Here is a 14749-nt window from a genome sequence, read left to right on the forward strand (position 1 = left end):
GCAGCCCGGCAGCCCGGCAGCCCGGCAGCCCGGCAGCCCGGCAACGGGATCAGCCCCCCGGGGCCCGAGCCGCCACGGTCTTCGCGTCCCACCGGCCCGGCGACGCGGCCCGCGCCCCCACCCCCTGCCCCGCTGCTCAATTGCGCCGCAGGCGCGAGACGGCGGCGCGGACGGCCGAGCCGAGTAGACCAACGCAAGCCCACGGCCCGAGCCCCCGCCCGAGCCCCTGCGCGCGTCGCCCCGGGGTCAACGGCCGGACGCCGTACCGGTTCCCGGAGCGCCCGGTAGGGTTCGGCAGGTGAGTGCTCTCAATCTCGATGACTTCGTCGACCTGATCGAGCGCCCCGACGGGGGCATCCGGCGTGACGCCGAGGAGCGCCGCGAGCGGCTCGCGTTGCCGCCGGGTGCGCTCGGGCGGCTGGACGAATTGGGCGAGTGGCTGGCCGCCGCTCAGCAGCGGGTGCCGGTCAAGCCCATCGAGCAGGCCCGCGTCGTCCTCTTCGCGGGTGACCACGGCGTCTCCGACCTCGGCGTCTCCGCCCGCCCCGCCAGGAGCGCCCACCGTCTGGTCCGCGCCGTGCTCGACGGCGGGAGCCCGGCCGCCATTCTCGCCGCCCGCCTCGGCACCCCCGTCCGCGTCATCGACATGGCCCTGGACTGCGACCCGGGGGACCTACCCGAAGACGTCACCCGCCACCGGGTGCGCCGGGCGTCCGGCCGGATCGACCTCGAGGACGCGCTCACCCTGGACGAGGCGGAGCGGGCCTTCCGCGCGGGGATGGCCATCGCCGACGAGGAAGCCGACTCCGGTACGGACCTCCTCGTCCTCGGCGACCTCAGCGTCGGCGGCACCACCGCCGCGGCCACGCTCATCGCCGCGCTGTGCGGTACGGACGCGTCCGTGGTCACCGGCCGCGGCGGGGCCGCCATCGACGACCTCGCCTGGATGCGCAAGTGCGCCGCCATCCGCGACGGGCTGCGCCGCGCCCGCCCGGTGCTCGGCGACCAGCTCCAGTTGCTGGCCACCGTCGGCGGTGCCGACCTCACCGCGATCACCGGCTTCCTGCTCCAGAGCGCCGTACGCCGCACCCCCGTGATCCTCGACGGCGTCGTCTCCGCGGCCTGCGCGCTGGTCGCCCAGCGGGTGGCGTTCCGCGCCCCGGACTGGTGGCTGGCCGGTCAGACCAGCGGCGAACCGGGCCAGGAGAAGGCCCTCGACCGCATCGCCCTCACCCCGCTGCTCGACCAGGGCGTCACGGTCGGCGAGGGCACGGGCGCGCTCCTCGCCCTGCCACTGGTGCAGGCCGCCGCGGCACTGCACGCGGAGCTCCCGGAGCGCGAGGACTAGAGGGCTAAGGGTTCCTACGGGGTGTCCGCCGCGTGGCGGGGCTCCGTCTGGGGGCTGGGGCGGAGCCACAGTTGAGCGGTCCGGCACGGGCGTCACGCGTCGGACACCTCTCGGCCGATCAGCCGAAGGTCAGGACCACCAGGGCGGCCGTGGCGGCCGTTTCCGCCAGCGCGCCGAAGACATCGCCGGTCACCCCGCCGAGACGGCGGCGGCAGTGGTGCAGGAGGAGTTCGGCTGCCGCCAGGGCGGCCAGGGCCGCGAAGGCGTTGCGGACGACGGCGTACGGGCCGAAGGGGACGGCCACCACCGCGCAGCCGACCACCGTGACCGCCGCCACGACACCGGCGGAACGCCACGGCACGCTGCCCGCGACCGCCGCGCCCAGCCCCTCCGGGCGCGCCGCCGGAACCCCCACGCGGGCCGCGAGCGTCAGGGCGCAGCGCGCGGTGACACCGGCCACGGCGGCCCCGACCGCGCCGTGCGCCCAGTCCTGCCCGTAGAGCTCGGCCAGGGCCGCCACCTGCCCGAGCAGGGCGAACAGCAGCGTGATCACGCCGAACGGCCCGATGTCCGACCGCTTCATGATGCCCAGCGCGTCCTCGGCGGGCTTGCCGCTGCCGAGCCCGTCCGCGGTGTCGGCGAGCCCGTCGAGATGGAGGCCGCGGGTCAGTACGGCGGGTATCGCGGCGGTGGCCACGGCCGCGAGCAGCGCCCCGCCGCCCAGGAACAGCGACACCCCACCCACCGCGGCCGCGCACAGCCCCACGACCAGCCCGGCCAGCGGAGCGCACAGCATCCCCGTGTGCGCCGCCTCCCGGTCCCACCGCGTGCCCCGTACGGGCAGCACCGTGAGAGTGCCGAAGGCGAAGCGGACCCCGTCGGCCCAGGGGGCACGCGGAGCGTGCGCGGGCGGCGGGTCGTAGTCGGGCCGCGGCGGATGCTCCGGCCGGTCGGGCCCGGGCTCGGGCTCGGGCTCGGGCTCGGGCCCCGACGGGCGTGCGGACGGCTGCGGTTGCGGCTGCTGCGGCGGCGGCTCCGGCGTCGTGTCCATCGCGCGGAAGGCTATCCCGGCCGCCCGCAGCCGGTAAGCCCCAGAGCATGCCCCTGTTGCGCCCTCACCGGCCGTGGGCCGGGCGCCCCGGAGGCGAACCGAACCCCAAAAAGCGGGCAGGCATACGATGCGGAGGGGCGCGGCCCACAATCCATGGCGGCCGACGAACTACCGGAAGAGGGACCCGACCACTGTGACTGCTCTGACTCTCAGCACCTCGTCCGCCGCGGCACTGCGCGCGGACGCCGTCGTCGTCGGTGTGGCGAAGGGGCCCAAGGGCCCCGTCGTCGCTGTCGGCGCCGAGGCCGTGGACAAGGCGTTCGGCGGGAAGCTGGCCGCCGTTCTGGAGACGCTCGGCGCGACCGGCGCCGAGGGCGAGGTGACCAAACTGCCCGCCGCGTCCGGCCTCAAGGCCCCGGTCGTGCTGGCGGTCGGGCTGGGCGAGGCCCCGGCCAAGGGCGACGGCTATGACGCCGAGACGCTGCGCCGGGCCGCGGGCACGGCCGCCCGCGCGCTGTCCGGTTCGAAGAAGGGCGCGTTCGCGCTGCCGATCGAGGACCCGGCCGCCGCCACCGCCGTGGCCGAGGGCGCGCTGCTCGGGGCGTACGCGTACGACAAGAGCAACGGCAACGGCGGCAACACCAAGAGCAAGGACAAGGACAAGGACAAGAAGGACAACGGGCCGCTGGCCGAGGTCGCCCTCGTCGGCGGCAAGCCGCGTGACAAGGCGTACAAGGCGGTCGTCGAGCGCGCCACCGCCCTCGTCGCGGAGGTCAACCGCGCCCGTGACCTGATCAACGCCCCGTCCAACCTCCTCAATCCGGCCGCCTTCGCGGCCGAGGCGGTGGCGGCGGCCAAGGAACACGGCCTCAAGGCCGAGGTACTGGACGAGAAGGCGCTCAAGAAGGGCGGGTACGGCGGCATCCTCGGCGTCGGCCAGGGCTCGGAGGCCCCGCCGCGGCTGGTCAGGATCGCGTACACCCACCCCAAGGCCGGGAAGACGCTCGCCCTGGTGGGCAAGGGCATCACCTATGACTCGGGCGGCATCTCCCTGAAGCCGCCCGGTCACAACGAGACGATGAAGTGCGACATGAGCGGTGCCGCCGCCGTGTTCGCCGCGGTCGTCACCGCCGCCAGGCTGGGCCTGCGGGTCAATCTGACGGGCTGGCTGGCGCTCGCCGAGAACATGCCGTCGGGTTCGGCCACCCGCCCCGGCGATGTGCTGTCGATGTACGGCGGCAAGACCGTCGAGGTGCTGAACACCGACGCCGAGGGGCGGCTGGTGCTCGCCGACGCGATCACCCGCGCCGGTGAGGAGAAGCCGGACGCGATCGTGGACGTGGCGACGCTGACCGGTGCGATGGTCCTCGCGCTGGGCAACCGCACGTTCGGGATCATGACGAACGACGAGGCGTTCCGCGCGACGCTCCACGAGGTCGCGGGCGAGGTCGGTGAGGAGTCCTGGCCGATGCCGCTGCCCGACCACCTCCGTAAGGGCATCGACTCGCCGGTCGCCGATCTGGCGAACATGGGCGAGCGCATGGGTGGCGGTCTGGTGGCCGGTATCTTCCTGAAGGAGTTCGTGGCGGACGGGATCACCTGGGGCCACCTGGACATCGCGGGTCCGGCCTTCAATGACTCCGGTCCGTTCGGCTACACCCCCAAGGGCGGCACGGGCGCCGCGGTCCGCACCCTGGTACGGCTGGCCGAGCGCACCGCCGACGGCGACCTCGGCTGAAGCCGAAGCGGCTCCGCCCCAGACCCCGGGGTCTGGGGCGGAATCGCGACCGTATGAGACGCCAGCCGCTATAGGCCGAAAGTCCCGTCGATTTCGCCCTCAACGAAATCGACGGGGCTTCGCGTTCCGCATACGCAGCAGTAACCCCTGAACTGGGGTGTGGAGATTTCTCACACAGCGGCCCCGCGTCCCGCCTCCTCCCAACAAGTGCGAAGATGTTGTCCCGGCAGGACAGGGCCCCCGACACCAGGGCCGACTCAAGAAGCGGCCGAACACACGCCGCCGCCCGGCCAACCGACGGCCGGCCCCGGCGCACCATGCATGGAGGACGTGACGTGGCGAACGACGCCAGCACCGTTTTCGACCTAGTAATCCTCGGAGGCGGTAGCGGCGGTTACGCCGCTGCCCTGCGCGCGGCGCAGCTGGGTCTGGACGTCGCCCTGATCGAGAAGGACAAGCTGGGCGGCACCTGTCTGCACCGTGGCTGCATCCCCACCAAGGCACTGCTGCACGCCGGTGAACTCGCCGACCAGGCCCGCGAGGGCTCGGAATTCGGTGTGAAGACCACCTTCGAGGGCATCGACATCGAGGGTGTGCACAAGTACAAGGACGGCGTGGTCTCGGGCCTGTACAAGGGCCTGCAGGGCCTGATCGCCTCCCGCAAGGTCACCTATGTGACGGGTGAGGGCCGGCTGTCCTCCCCGACCTCCGTCGATGTGAACGGCGAGCGCTACACCGGCCGCCACATCCTGCTGGCCACCGGTTCGGTGCCGAAGTCCCTGCCCGGTCTGGAGATCGACGGCAACCGGGTCATCTCCTCCGACCACGCGCTGGTGCTCGACCGGGTGCCGAAGTCCGCGATCGTGCTGGGCGGCGGCGTCATCGGCGTCGAGTTCGCCTCCGCGTGGAAGTCCTTCGGGGCCGACATCACCATCGTCGAGGCACTTCCCCACCTCGTCCCGGTCGAGGACGAGAGCAGCTCCAAGCTGCTGGAGCGCGCCTTCCGCAAGCGCGGCATCAACTTCTCCCTCGGCTCCCGCTTCTCGGGCGTGGAGTACACCACCGACGGCGTCAAGGTCTCGCTGGAGAACGGCAAGACCTTCGAGGCCGAGCTGCTGCTGGTGGCCGTGGGCCGCGGCCCGGTCTCGCAGGGGCTCGGCTACGAGGAGGCCGGGGTCGCCATGGACCGCGGCTATGTCCTCGTCGACGAGTACATGCGGACCAACGTGCCGACCATCTCCGCCGTCGGCGACCTGGTCCCCACCCTCCAGCTGGCCCACGTCGGCTTCGCCGAGGGCATGCTGGTGGCCGAGCGGCTGGCCGGTCTGAGCCCGGTGCCGGTCGACTACGACGGCGTGCCCCGGGTGACCTACTGCCACCCCGAGGTCGCCTCCGTCGGCATCACCGAGGCCAAGGCCAAGGAGCTGTACGGCGCGGACAAGGTCGTCGCCCTGAAGTACAACCTCGCGGGCAACGGCAAGAGCAAGATCCTCAGGACCGCGGGCGAGATCAAGCTCGTGCAGGTACGGGACGGTGCCGTCGTCGGCGTCCACATGGTCGGTGACCGGATGGGCGAGCAGGTCGGCGAGGCTCAGCTGATCTACAACTGGGAGGCGCTGCCGGCCGAGGTCGCGCAGCTCGTCCACGCCCACCCGACCCAGAACGAGGCGCTCGGCGAGGCCCACCTGGCCCTGGCCGGCAAGCCGCTGCACTCCCACGACTGACTCATCCCGAGCGCGAACCATCCAAAGATCGTTAAGGAGCAACCGAACACCATGGCGGTTTCCGTAACCCTGCCGGCGCTCGGCGAGAGCGTGACCGAGGGCACCGTCACCCGCTGGCTCAAGGCCGAAGGTGAGCGCGTCGAGGCCGACGAGCCCCTGCTCGAGGTGTCGACCGACAAGGTCGACACCGAGATCCCGGCCCCCTCGGCCGGTGTGCTGACGTCCATCAAGGTGGCCGAGGACGAGACGGTGGAGGTCGGCGCCGAGCTGGCCGTCATCGACGACGGCGGCGCGGCCCCGGCCGAGGCCCCCGCGCCCGCGGCCGAGCCCGCTCCGGCGGCTCAGCCCGAGCCCGCCCCGGCGCCCGCCGCCGAGGCCCCCGCGCCCGCCCCTGCCGCCGCCGCTCCGGCCGGTGGCGCCGAGGGCACCGATGTGGTCCTCCCCGCGCTCGGCGAGAGCGTGACCGAGGGCACCGTCACCCGCTGGCTCAAGGAGGTCGGCGAGTCCGTCGAGGCCGATGAGCCGCTGCTCGAGGTCTCCACCGACAAGGTCGACACCGAGATCCCGGCCCCGGCCGCGGGCACCCTGCTGGAGATCCTGGTCGGCGAGGACGAGACCGCCGAGGTCGGCGCCAAGCTGGCCGTGATCGGCGCCGCCGGTGCCGCTCCGGCCGCCGCGCCCGCCGAGGCCCCGGCCGCCCCGGCCCCGGCTCCCGAGCCGGTCCAGGAGGCCCCGGCGCCCGCCCCGGCCCCGCAGGCCCCGAGCGCCCCGGCGCCGCAGGCGGTCACCCCGGAGCCGGTCGCCCCCGAGCCTGCCCCGGCCGCTCCGGCGCCCGCCCCGGCTCCGGCCGCCACCATCCCGGCCCCCGCGGCCCCCGAGGCCGAGGGCGCCTACGTCACCCCGCTGGTGCGCAAGCTCGCCGCCGAGAACAACGTGGACCTGTCCACGGTCAAGGGCACCGGCGTCGGCGGCCGCATCCGCAAGCAGGACGTCGTCGCCGCCGCGGAGGCCGCCAAGGCCGCCGCCCAGGCACCGGCCCCGGCCGCCGCGCCGAAGGCCGCCGCGCAGGAGGTGTCCCCGCTGCGCGGCCAGACCGTCAAGATGCCGCGGATGCGCAAGGTCATCGGCGACAACATGATGAAGGCCCTGCACAGCCAGGCCCAGCTCACCAGCGTGGTCGAGGTGGACGTCACCAAGGTCATGCGGCTGCGCGCCCGGGCCAAGGAGGCGTTCGCCCAGCGCGAGGGCGTCAAGCTGTCGCCGATGCCGTTCTTCGTGAAGGCCGCCGTCCAGGCGCTCAAGGCCCACCCGGCCATCAACGCCCGGATCAACGAGGACGACAACACCATCACGTACTTCGACGTGGAGAACGTCGGTATCGCGGTGGACGCCGAGAAGGGCCTGATGACCCCGGTCATCAAGAACGCCGGCGACCTCAACATCGCCGGTCTGTCCAAGAAGACGGCGGAGCTCGCGGGCAAGGTCCGCTCCAACAAGATCACCCCGGACGAGGTGTCCGGCGCCACCTTCACGATCAGCAACACCGGCTCGCGCGGTGCGCTGTTCGACACGATCATCGTGCCGCCGAACCAGGTCGCCATCCTGGGCATCGGCGCGACCGTCAAGCGCCCGGTGGTCATCGACCACCCGGAGCTGGGCGAGACCATCGCGGTGCGCGACATGACGTACGTGGCGCTCTCCTACGACCACCGCCTGGTGGACGGTGCCGACGCGGCCCGCTACCTGACGGCCGTCAAGGAGATCCTGGAGGCCGGTGAGTTCGAGGTGGACCTCGGGCTCTGAGCCGTAAAGCGCCTCACGAGGCTGCCGTGCCTCACGAGGCACTGCCGCGCCCCGCACGGGAAGTCCGTGCGGGGCGCGGTTTTCCTTATCGCGGTGCCGGGATAATGGCAGCTGTCCACCGCTGGTTCTAAGGAGTTCCCCATGGCCGCGCCCGTCGTCCACTCGCTGCGCGAGCAGATCCGCGAGCACATCGTGGAGGGCATCGTCAGCGGTCGCTGGAAGCCGGGCGAGCGGATCGTGGAGCGCCGGATCGCCACCGAGCTGGAGGTCAGCCAGACGCCCGTACGGGAGGCGCTGCGGGAGCTTGAGTCGCTGCGGCTGATCGAGTCGGCGCCGAACAAGGGCGTCCGGGTGCGGAATCTGACCGCCGCCGACCTGGAGGAGATCTATCCGGTGCGGGCCGGGCTCGAGCAGATCGCGGCGGAACTGGCCGCGCCCGTGCTGGCCGAGGACACCTCCGCCCTGGAGCCCGAGGTGCGGGCGCTGTACGAGGCGGACCGCGCGGCCGACGGGGAGGCCCAGGTCCGGCACACCGTGGCGTTCCACCGGGAGCTGGTGCGGGCGTCGGGCAACAGCGTGCTGCTGCACACCTGGGAGTCGCTGGGCATCGAGATCTGGACGACGCTGTCGATCCGCTGGCTGGGCACCGTCCAGCAGTCGTACGCGGAGGAGCACCAGGCCGTGGTGGACGCCTTCAGGCGGCGGGATCCGCGGGTCGGCGAACTGGTCAAGGAGCATGTCCTCGGCTGTGCACCGCGTGCCTAGTTTCGCGGCACGGAATGCCAATTTCGGCCTGCGGAGCACTTTTTGCTCGACAGATCTTTGATCGATCATCGATCAGTCCTACGGTGATGTCATGACCGATCCCGTACGCACGCAGCCGGGTGCGCTCGACCAGCTTCCCGACCGTGACCCCGAGGAGACCGCCGAATGGGGCGCCTCCCTGGACGCCGTCACCCGGGCGGCCGGGCCGCACCGCGCCTCGTACCTCATGCGCCGCACCCTGGAGCGCGCCGAGAGCGCCGGGCTCGCGCTGCCGCCCCTGCTGGAGTCGGACTACCTCAACACCATCCCGACCGCGGCCGAGCCCGCGTTCCCGGGCGACGAGGCCATGGAGCGCCGCATCACCGCCTGGAACCGGTGGAACGCGGCGGCGATGGTCACCCGCGGCAGCCGGGACGGCCTCGGCGGCCACATCGCCACCTTCGCCTCCGCCGCCTGGCTCTACGAGACGGGCTTCCAGCACTTCTTCCGGGGCAAGGAGGCGGACGGAAGCGGGGACCAGCTCTACATCCAGGGCCACGCCTCCCCCGGCATCTACGCCCGCGCCTTCCTCGACGGGCGGCTGACCGAGCACCACCTGGACCGCTTCCGCCGCGAGGCGGGCGGCGACGGCCTGCCGTCCTATCCGCATCCGCGGCGGCTGCCCTGGCTGTGGGAGTTCCCCACCGTCTCGATGGGGCTCGGCCCGATCTCCGCGATCTACCAGGCCCGCTTCAACCGCTATCTGGCGGCGCGCGGCATCAAGGACACCGCGGACTCCCACGTATGGGCGTTCCTCGGGGACGGCGAGATGGACGAGCCGGAGTCGACGGCCGCGCTCGCCCTGGCCGGGCGCGAGGGCCTGGACAACCTCACCTTCGTCATCAACTGCAACCTGCAGCGCCTCGACGGCCCGGTGCGCGCCAACTTCAAGATCGTGCAGGAGCTGGAGGCCCAGTTCCGCGCGGCGGGCTGGAACGTGGTCAAGTCGCTGTGGGGCTCGGCCTGGGACGAGCTGTTCGCGCTGGACGCCTCGGGCGCGCTGGTCCGGCGGCTGCGTGAGGTCCCGGACGGCCAGTTCCAGACGTACGCGACCCGCGACGCGGCCTACATCCGTGAGCACTTCTTCGGCGCCGACCCGGAGCTGGCCCGGCTGGCCCGGGGGCTCACCGACGCGGGGCTCACCGAGTGTTTCCACACCTCGCGCGCGGGCCACGAGCCGCGCAAGGTGTACGCGGCGTACCGCGCGGCCGTGGAGCACCAGGGCGCCCCGACCGTCGTGCTCGCCCAGACCGTCAAGGGCTGGACGCTGGGCCCCGGCTTCGAGTCGCGCAACGCCAACCACCAGATGAAGAAGCTGACGGGCAAGGAGTTCCGCGCCATGCGGGACCTCCTCGAACTCCCCATCCCGGACAGCAAGCTGGACGACGCGCTCGTGCCGTACGTCCACCCCGGCCCCGACTCCCCCGAGGTCCGCTACCTCCAGGAGCGCCGCGCGGCCCTCGGCGGCCCGGCCCCGGCCCGCCGGGTGCACCCGGTGGCGCTGCCCGAGCCGTCCGCGAAGCCGTTCCAGGCGCTCGCCAAGGGCTCAGGCAGCCAGGAGATCGCCACCACCATGGCCTTCGTCCGGCTGGTCAAGGACCTGATGCGGGAGAAGGAGACCGGGCGGCGCTGGGTGCCGATCGTGCCGGACGAGGCGCGGACCTTCGGCATGGAATCGCTCTTCCCCACCGCCGGGATCTACTCCCCGCTCGGCCAGACCTACGACCCGGTCGACCGCGATCAGCTCCTGTACTACAAGGAGGCCGCGAACGGTCAGATCCTCAACGAGGGGATCACCGAGGCCGGTTCGATGGCCGACTTCACCGCCGCCGCGACGTCGTACGCGACCCACGGCGAGCCGATGATCCCCTTCTACATCTTCTACTCGATGTTCGGCTGGCAGCGCACCGCCGACCAGATGTGGGCGCTGGCCGACCAGCTGGGCCGCGGCTTCCTGATCGGCGCCACGGCGGGCCGTACGACGATGACCGGCGAGGGGCTGCAGCACGCCGACGGCCACTCCCCGCTGATCGCCTCCACCAACCCGGCGGCGCTCGCCTATGACCCGGCGTTCGCCTACGAGGTGGGCGCGATCGTGCGGGAGGGTCTGCGGCGGATGTACGGCCCCGAGGCCGAGGACGTCTTCTACTACCTGACGGTCTACAACGAGCCCAAGGTGCAACCGGCGATCCCTCAGGGCGAGGGCGTCGAGGAGGGCATCCTCAAGGGCCTGTACCGCTACCAGGAGGCCGCGGCCCCGGCCGCGGACTCCCCCCGCATCCAGCTCCTCGCCTCCGGCACCGCGGTCCACTGGACGCTGGAGGCCCAGAGACTCCTCGCCGACGACTGGGGCGTGGCCGCCGACGTGTGGTCCGCCACCTCCTGGAGCGAGCTGCGCCGCGACGCCCTGTCCTGTGACGCGGCGCAGCTCAGGGGCGAAGACCGGGTCCCGTACGTCACCCGTGCCCTGGCAGGCGCACCGGGCCCGGTCCTCGCCGTCAGCGACTGGATGCGTGCCGTACCCGACCAGATCAGCCAGTGGGTCGAGCAGGACTGGTACTCACTGGGCACGGACGGTTTCGGCCTCTCCGACACCCGCGAGGCCGCCCGCCGCCACTTCGGCGTGGACGCCCCGGCCATCGTGGTGGCCGCCCTGTCCCGCCTGGCCCGCCAGGGCGCGGTCCGGGCGACGGCCGCCAAGGAGGCCGCGGAGCGGTACGGCGTCTGAGGCGCCGGGGCGGGACCGCGATCCCGCCCCGGCGCCATCCGGACGTGGCGCGCCCTCACAGCTTGGCGCCACCGTCGGCGTACAGGGTCTGGCCGGTGATGTACGACGCCTCGTCACTGCGCAGGAACGCGGCCGCCGCGGCAACGTCCTCGGCGGAGCCGACCCGCTTGACCGGGTTCTTCTCGGCGCCGAGCGCGCGGAACTCCTCGATGTCCGTCTTCAGCCGTGCCGCGGTCGCGTCGGTCATCTCGCTGACGATGAATCCGGGCGCGATGGCGGTGCACTCTGCGTCCCCGGCGAGGAGTTCGGCGGCCGGGGCGCACCACCGCGGCCCGCGGCCCGCGCTCCCGGGCGGCGTCCGGCCGACGGGCGACGCGCCGTGGTCCGCCGCTCCCCCGGAGGGCAGTGCATCATGGGGCGGTGCGTGCTGCCCGGCTCATCAAGATGGTGCTTCTGCTCCAGGCCCGGCCCTCGATCACCGGGGCCGAGCTGGCGCGGGAGCTCGAGGTCTCCGAGCGGACCGTGACGCGGGACGCCGCCGCGCTGTCCGAGGCGGGGATCCCGGTCTACGCGGACCGGGGTCGGGCCGGGGGCTACCGGCTCATCGGCGGCTACCGCACCCGGCTGACCGGCCTCGGGCGGACCGAGGCCGAGGCGCTGTTCCTGTCCGGCGTGCCCTCCGCGCTGCGCGAGATGGGGCTCGCGGACGCCGCCTCCGCCGCCCGGCTGAAGGTCTCCGCCGCGCTGCTCCCCGAGCTGCGGGACGCCTCCCACACGGTGGGCCAGCGGTTCCACCTCGACGCCCCCGGCTGGTGGCGCGAGCCGGAGGCGCCGGAGCTGCTGCCGGGCATCGCCGACGCGATCTGGGACGATCTGCGGATCGCCGTACGCTACCGGCGCCGGGACGGGGAGGTCGGGCGGGAGCTGGAGCCGTACGGGCTCGTGCTCAAGGCGGGCGTCTGGTACCTCGCGGCCCGTACGGAGGGCGGCTTCCGGGTGTACCGGGTGGACCGTTTCGCCGCCGTCGAGCCGACCGGCGACCGCTTCACCCGGGACGAGGAGTTCGACCTGCCCGCCTTCTGGGAGGAGCGGGCCGAGCAGTTCGCCCGCTCGATCCTGCGGGAGCGGGCGGTCGTACGGCTGACTCCGGCCGGGGCCCGGCGGCTGCCGCACGTCACGGACCGGGTGGCGGCCGAGGAGGCGGTACGCGGGGCCGGGGAGCCCGACGGACAGGGGCGGCTCACCGTCACCCTGCCCGTCGAGTCGTATGAGGTGGCCCTCGCCCAGCTGCTCGGGCTCGGCCCGGAGGCGGAGGTGCTGGGGCCGCCGGAGCTGCGGGCACTCTTCGTGGACGCGGCGCGCCGCACGGCGGAGCTGTACCGGTGAGCCGTGCCGGTGGCCCTATCGGTAGTCCGCCGCCGTGGCCTCCTCACCGCCGAAGACGACGTTCTGGAAGTAGCCGAAGGCATCCGGCCGTGAGCCGTCCAGATCGGTGAAGCCGTAGACCTGGGCCAGCTCCCCGCTGAAGACGGACTTGCCGTTCCACCGCGCCCGGTCCGGGTCGGCGGCGAGCGCGGCGACCGCGCGCCCGACGAAGTGCGGCGACTCGGCGATGGCGAAGTGCGGCTCCTTCTCCACCGCGTCCCGCCAGTTCTCCTCCGTCACCCCGTAGTGGTCCAGCATCTGCTCGGAGCGCAGAAAGCCCGGTGAGACGCTGACCGCCGTGCCGCCGAGCTCCTTCAGCTCCTCCCCGAGGCCGAAGGCCGTGCGGATCGGGGCGTTCTTGGTGAGGTCGTAGAAGAGGTTCTGCCGGTACATCTTGTTGAACTCCCCGTTTCCGTCGGTCACCTCGACCACCAGCCCGCCCGGGTGCCGGATCAGCAGCGGCAGCGCGTAGTAGCTGGTGATCAGATGGGTCTCGACGCCGAGCCGGAGCATCCGCAGCCCGCCCGCCAGATCCAACTCCCACGCCTTCTTGCCGAACTCGATCAGCCCCTCACCGCCCCATACGTCATTGACCAGGACGTCCAGCCGGCCCTGCTCCCGGTCGATCCGCTCCACCAGCGCCTGGACCTGCTCGGGCTCGAGGTGGTCGGTCGGCACCGCGATGCCCGTGCCGCCCGCGGCCGTGATCAGCTCAGCCGTCTCCTCGATGGTCTCGGTGGTCCGCCCCACCTCGCTGACCGCCTCCCGGGTGGTGCGCCCCGTCGCGTAGACGGTCGCCCCGGCCGCCCCCAGCTCGACGGCCATCGCCCGGCCCGCGCCGCGCGTCGCCCCCGCGACGAGTGCGATCCGTCCCGCCAGTGCGCCCTGTGTACTCACGTCCCATACGTCCTCTCGATGTGCGTGCCGTGTTGGGTGATACGTGGTCGACCTTCGCAGGGAAACCCGACACCTGCTGTCCGGTATCGCGGGGCGGTCGCATCCGGCCCGTTCCGCGTGCGGGGGTGCGCGGTAGGGCCGATCCTGGTCCCGTGATGATGGACGAGACGGAGTTCTGGGGGCTGGTCGACAGCGCTCGGGAGGCCGCCGACGGCGACCCCGAGGACCAGTCCGACGTGCTCGTCGAGCAGCTGTCACAGCTCGACCCCGACGCGGTGCTGGACTTCGCCCGGCACTTCGAGGCCCGCTCCAACCGGGCGTACCGCTGGGATGTGTGGGGCGCCGCCTGGGTGCTGCTCGGCGGGGTCAGCGACGACGCCTTCGAGGCGTTCCGCTACTGGCTGATCGGCCAGGGCCGGGAGATCTTCGAGGGCGCGCTGCACGATCCGGACGCGCTCGCCGAACTGCTCGGGGACTTCGACGAGCGGGTGGACGGCGACTGCGAGGACCTGGGGTACGCGGCGGACGAGGCGTACGAGCGGCTGACCGGCGCGCCCCTGCCGGAGCTGGGGATCCCGTCCACCCCCCGGGAACCGATCGGTGAACCCCTCGACTTCGAGCGCGAGGCGGTGCTGGCGGAGCGCTATCCGCGGCTGTGGGAGCGCTTCCGGGCCTGACCGGCCCTAGCGGTCCAGCGGGCGCCCCATCAGCACATCGTCCACGTACTCCCCCTCCAGCAGGAACTCCCCCGGCAGCACCCCCTCCACCGCGAACCCCTCCGACGCGTACAGCCGCCGTGCGGGGGTGTTGTGGCCCAGCACCCGCAGGGTCATCCGGGTCGCGCCCTGCCGCCGCGCCTCCTGGTACGCGGCGCCGAGCAGCGCCCGCGCCACGCCCTTCCCCCGTACCCGCTCGTCCACCGCGAGCCCTTGTATCTGGCGGACATGCGCGTTGCAGGCCAGCGGGGACGGCGGGACGAGCCGCAGGTAGCCGACGGGAGACCCGGCGAGCTCGGCCACCAGGATGTGCTCGACGCGGTTGCGGAGGGTGAAGAAGGGGTCATACGGCGGCTGCGGCCTCGGCTGTACGGCGTGCAGGGTCGACCAGGTACGGCGGTCGAGCTCGGCCAGCGCCGTCTCGTCGTCGAGCACGGCGGGCCGGACGGTCAGCCCGGGCCGCTGGGGTGGTCGGGGCGGCTGGGAGGGCTGGGGCGGGGAGGGGTGGGAGGGGT

12 protein-coding genes are annotated in these 14749 nt (G+C 73.0%); 8 read left to right on the forward strand and 4 right to left on the reverse strand.

Translation table 11 applies throughout. From position 1 onward, the window contains the following. The first annotated feature begins 298 nt into the window (after positions 1-298). Positions 299-1348, forward strand: coding sequence for a nicotinate-nucleotide--dimethylbenzimidazole phosphoribosyltransferase (gene cobT / locus VT50_RS36455; protein WP_046084443.1), 1050 nt, complete (start codon positions 299-301; stop codon positions 1346-1348). Positions 1349-1466: 118 nt separating this feature from the next. Here the strand turns inward: cobT and VT50_RS36460 are convergent, their stop codons facing one another. Continuing rightward, complete coding sequence (locus VT50_RS36460; RefSeq protein ID WP_075200257.1) at positions 1467-2399, reverse strand: adenosylcobinamide-GDP ribazoletransferase; 933 nt, start codon at positions 2397-2399, stop codon at positions 1467-1469. Positions 2400-2592: 193 nt separating this feature from the next. Between VT50_RS36460 and VT50_RS36465 the strand changes: the two genes are divergently transcribed. The 5 genes from VT50_RS36465 (at position 2593) to aceE (ending at position 11196) form a co-directional block, all read left to right on the forward strand. Continuing rightward, a complete protein-coding gene (locus tag VT50_RS36465) occupies positions 2593-4137 on the forward strand; it encodes a leucyl aminopeptidase (protein ID WP_046084442.1) in 1545 nt (514 codons plus the stop codon). Between the two features lie 335 nt (positions 4138-4472). Continuing rightward, entirely contained in the window at positions 4473-5861 is a 1389-nt protein-coding gene (gene lpdA, locus VT50_RS36470; RefSeq protein ID WP_046084441.1) for a dihydrolipoyl dehydrogenase, read from the forward strand. A 51-nt stretch (positions 5862-5912) separates the two neighbouring features. Continuing rightward, positions 5913-7664 carry a 2-oxoglutarate dehydrogenase, E2 component, dihydrolipoamide succinyltransferase gene (sucB, locus tag VT50_RS36475; RefSeq protein WP_046084440.1) on the forward strand — a complete coding sequence of 584 codons (1752 nt, stop codon included), beginning with the start codon at positions 5913-5915 and terminating at the stop codon, positions 7662-7664. Positions 7665-7805: 141 nt separating this feature from the next. After that, positions 7806-8429, forward strand: a complete 624-nt coding sequence (locus tag VT50_RS36480; protein ID WP_046084439.1) for a GntR family transcriptional regulator — start codon at positions 7806-7808, stop codon at positions 8427-8429. 91 nt (positions 8430-8520) lie between these two features. Beyond that, on the forward strand, positions 8521-11196 hold the full coding sequence (aceE, locus tag VT50_RS36485; RefSeq protein ID WP_046084438.1) for a pyruvate dehydrogenase (acetyl-transferring), homodimeric type: 2676 nt from the start codon (positions 8521-8523) through the stop codon (positions 11194-11196). 55 nt (positions 11197-11251) lie between these two features. Here the strand turns inward: aceE and VT50_RS41115 are convergent, their stop codons facing one another. After that, positions 11252-11602 (reverse strand): SDR family oxidoreductase, encoded by a 351-nt coding sequence (locus VT50_RS41115; protein WP_206269548.1) that lies wholly within the window; start codon positions 11600-11602, stop codon positions 11252-11254. Positions 11603-11616: 14 nt separating this feature from the next. Here VT50_RS41115 and VT50_RS36495 point away from each other — a divergent pair, with 14 nt between their 5' ends. Further along, a complete protein-coding gene (locus VT50_RS36495) occupies positions 11617-12582 on the forward strand; it encodes a helix-turn-helix transcriptional regulator (protein WP_046084436.1) in 966 nt (321 codons plus the stop codon). 15 nt (positions 12583-12597) lie between these two features. Here VT50_RS36495 and VT50_RS36500 read toward each other — a convergent pair whose 3' ends face one another. Then, positions 12598-13518 (reverse strand): SDR family oxidoreductase, encoded by a 921-nt coding sequence (locus tag VT50_RS36500; protein ID WP_046084435.1) that lies wholly within the window; start codon positions 13516-13518, stop codon positions 12598-12600. 155 nt (positions 13519-13673) lie between these two features. Here VT50_RS36500 and VT50_RS36505 point away from each other — a divergent pair, with 155 nt between their 5' ends. After that, positions 13674-14195, forward strand: a complete 522-nt coding sequence (locus VT50_RS36505) for a DUF4240 domain-containing protein (protein ID WP_078840555.1) — start codon at positions 13674-13676, stop codon at positions 14193-14195. 6 nt (positions 14196-14201) lie between these two features. On the opposite strand, the gene VT50_RS36510 is transcribed toward VT50_RS36505, so the two are convergent. Beyond that, the gene (locus VT50_RS36510) at positions 14202-14687 is read right to left on the reverse strand and encodes a GNAT family N-acetyltransferase (RefSeq protein ID WP_079343971.1); all 486 of its coding nucleotides are present in this window, start codon (positions 14685-14687) and stop codon (positions 14202-14204) included. Positions 14688-14749: the final 62 nt, after the last annotated feature.

The organism is Streptomyces antioxidans, assembly GCF_000968685.2.
Lineage (GTDB): Bacteria > Actinomycetota > Actinomycetes > Streptomycetales > Streptomycetaceae > Streptomyces > Streptomyces antioxidans.

Bases quoted from the DNA above. Each gene is read 5' to 3' on its own strand.
- sucB (WP_046084440.1), top strand. From the start codon at position 5,913: ATGGCGGTTTCCGTAACCCTGCCGGCGCTCGGCGAGAGCGTGACCGAG.
- aceE (WP_046084438.1), top strand. From the start codon at position 8,521: ATGACCGATCCCGTACGCACGCAGCCGGGTGCGCTCGACCAGCTTCCC.
- VT50_RS36460 (WP_075200257.1), bottom strand. From the start codon at position 2,399: ATGGACACGACGCCGGAGCCGCCGCCGCAGCAGCCGCAACCGCAGCCG.
- VT50_RS36480 (WP_046084439.1), top strand. From the start codon at position 7,806: ATGGCCGCGCCCGTCGTCCACTCGCTGCGCGAGCAGATCCGCGAGCAC.
- VT50_RS36505 (WP_078840555.1), top strand. From the start codon at position 13,674: ATGATGGACGAGACGGAGTTCTGGGGGCTGGTCGACAGCGCTCGGGAG.